Origin of the sequence: Halomonas sp. 707D4, from assembly GCF_024158685.1 — a bacterium.
Taxonomy (GTDB): Bacteria; Pseudomonadota; Gammaproteobacteria; order Pseudomonadales; family Halomonadaceae; genus Vreelandella.
The window spans coordinates 1-2152 of record NZ_JAMZBD010000510.1; the positions used below are offsets into that span (position 1 = coordinate 1).

The following is a 2152-nucleotide window of genomic DNA, read 5'->3' on the forward strand; positions in this document are numbered from 1 at the left end:
GCCGCTCGACGCTACCCGCAGGCGGATCGCTACCGCCTCTGGCCGGGGCCGAACAGCAATAGCTTCATCGCCTGGATGGTGCGCGAGATAGAGGGGCTGGATGTGGCGCTTCCGGTCACGGCGGTGGGCAAGGATTACCTGTTCGGCGATTACTGGGCGCCGGTACCCAGCGGAACCGGCGTCCAGTTCTCGCTGGGCGGCGTGTTCGGGGTCATGTTCGCTTTCGAAGAGGGGGTCGAACTGAATCTTCTGGGGTTGAGCGTGGGTGTCGATGTACTGCGCCCGGCACTCAAGCTGCCCGGCATTGGGCGTGTCGGTATGGCGCGACCGGTAATCATTCGGGAATAGTCTCCTTGTCTTGCTTATTTGCAGATACTTTATAAGTGAATTAGTATTTGCAGATAGGCTACAGGAGTGGGTCGATGCAAACGGCCAATGAGTTGGTAACCGACAAGAGCACCGCTGCCGCCGGCTTGAAGGCGGCAGTACGCATTCTCGACAAGTGGCGGGCCAAGGGAGAGCAGGGCGAGGCGATCCTGCGCGTGTCGCACACCACCTATGCGCGCGCGCGCCGGGGTGATCTGGCCGAGATCAAGCTCGACGCCGACCAGCTCGCGCGCGTAAGCTATCTGCTCAACATTCATGCCGCGCTGCGCACCCTGTTCGAGAATCCCGAGAACGTCTACGGCTTCGTCACCATGGCGAACCACAATCCCTACTTCAACGGCCGCACGCCGCTCGAGGTGATCGGCGGCGGCGACTTCGCCGCGCTCTATGAAACCTTCAAGCGCATCGACAGCCTGCGAGGCGCGCAGTGGTAGCGCCGGACTCCCTGGCGACGCTTGAGCCCCGTCGGGTCGAGGGTTACCGGCTGATCAACAGCAAGTTTCCGCCCATTGCACTGTTCGACGACGTGGCGGATGCCGAAGAGTTCGAGGCACTCTATCAGTTGCAGGCGCTGACCAATCCGCGACTCAGAAACGAGCTCGGCGATCTGGCGTTGCTGCCGTATGAGGAGATTCCCTTTCGCATTCGCGGCTGCTCCTACGCCGCCGCGGCCTTTACCCACGTCAATCCGGATGGCTCACGTTTCAGCGATGGCAGCTTCGGCGTGCTCTATATCGCCGATACGCTCGCCACGGCCATCGCCGAGGTGAGTCATCATCAAAGCCGCTACTGGGAAAAGGTGGCGGGGCTTCGTTTCGAGCGCTTCGTGTTTCGCGGGCTGCGCTGCACGTTCGACGAGCGCGGGTGTCGCGATGCGCTTGCGCTCGAACATGACCATCCGATCTTCGCTGCGAACAGTTACACCGCCTCACGTGCGCTCGGTCACGCGCTGCGCCGAGCTCGAATGCCAGGACTTCGCTATCGTTCGGTGCGAAACGAAGGCGCCATCTGCTGGGCACTGATGACGCCGCGCCACGTGCAGGACGTGGTACAGACCACGCACATCGAGATGGTGTGGAATCAAGGCCTGACCCAGGTGAATCGGCTCTCCAACCTGACGCCGCGCTGAACGTCAGACGCTGTTCTCGTCGGTAAAGCGCTGCATGATGGCCAGCGTCTCGTCGCTGACGTGGTGCTCCATCCCTTCGGCATCGATACGCGCGGTGCTGTCCGGCACGCCGAGCGCGCGCAGGAAGTGCAGCACGATGTCATGGCGCCCGCGGGAGGTCTGGGCCATTTTGCGGCCTTCGTCGGTCAGAAACAGGGAGCGATAGGGTTGGCTGGTGACCAGGCCGAGCTCGTTGAGCCGGCGAATCATCTTCGATACGGTGGCCTGGCTCACCGCCATGCGATTGGCGATGTCCGCCGCGCGCGCCTCGCCCCGGTGATCCAGCAGGTCGCCGATCAGTTCGACGTAATCCTCGATCAGCTCGGTTTCATGAGCATTGCGTACCGTTTCGTATTGACGGGCGTGCTGGGCCACCGGCGGCAGGGCGTCGTGGCTGGGGCCGTCTCGAAACGGGCGCTGCGGCGTTGAATCATCACTCATGGGCTGGGCTTACTGGCAGTCGTGGAAACGTTCTCATCTAGCTAGCGTATCGCAAGCCGCATTGTTAGCCAAGGCTAAATTATCTGGCCACGCTCGCGCGAGAGCAAGCGTGGCCGACCTGCCTGGAAACTACCTAAAAACTACCTAAAAACTACC

Annotated in this window: 4 protein-coding genes; 3 read left to right on the forward strand and 1 reads right to left on the reverse strand. The window is 61.9% G+C overall.

Annotated features, from left to right (window positions below):
• The 3 genes from BIS11_RS15920 to BIS11_RS15930 all read left to right on the forward strand — a co-directional run.
• Window positions 1-348 (forward strand): DUF3750 domain-containing protein (locus BIS11_RS15920; protein ID WP_253586520.1); only part of this gene is annotated, 348 nt, incomplete at its 5' end.
• Window positions 349-422: 74 nt separating this feature from the next.
• A complete protein-coding gene (locus tag BIS11_RS15925; protein WP_253418950.1) occupies window positions 423-821 on the forward strand; it encodes a hypothetical protein in 399 nt (132 codons plus the stop codon).
• On the forward strand, window positions 815-1516 hold the full coding sequence (locus BIS11_RS15930; protein WP_253418947.1) for an RES family NAD+ phosphorylase: 702 nt from the start codon (window positions 815-817) through the stop codon (window positions 1514-1516). Before BIS11_RS15925 ends, BIS11_RS15930 begins: the two co-directional genes overlap by 7 nt.
• 3 nt (window positions 1517-1519) lie before the next feature.
• Here BIS11_RS15930 and mntR read toward each other — a convergent pair whose 3' ends face one another.
• Window positions 1520-1996 (reverse strand): manganese-binding transcriptional regulator MntR, encoded by a 477-nt coding sequence (mntR, locus tag BIS11_RS15935; RefSeq protein ID WP_253418944.1) that lies wholly within the window; start codon window positions 1994-1996, stop codon window positions 1520-1522.
• Window positions 1997-2152 lie beyond the last annotated feature (156 nt).

Coding starts and splice junctions, on each gene's coding strand:
- BIS11_RS15925 (WP_253418950.1), top strand. CDS start 423: ATGCAAACGGCCAATGAGTTGGTAACCGACAAGAGCACCGCTGCCGCC.
- mntR (WP_253418944.1), bottom strand. CDS start 1,996: ATGAGTGATGATTCAACGCCGCAGCGCCCGTTTCGAGACGGCCCCAGC.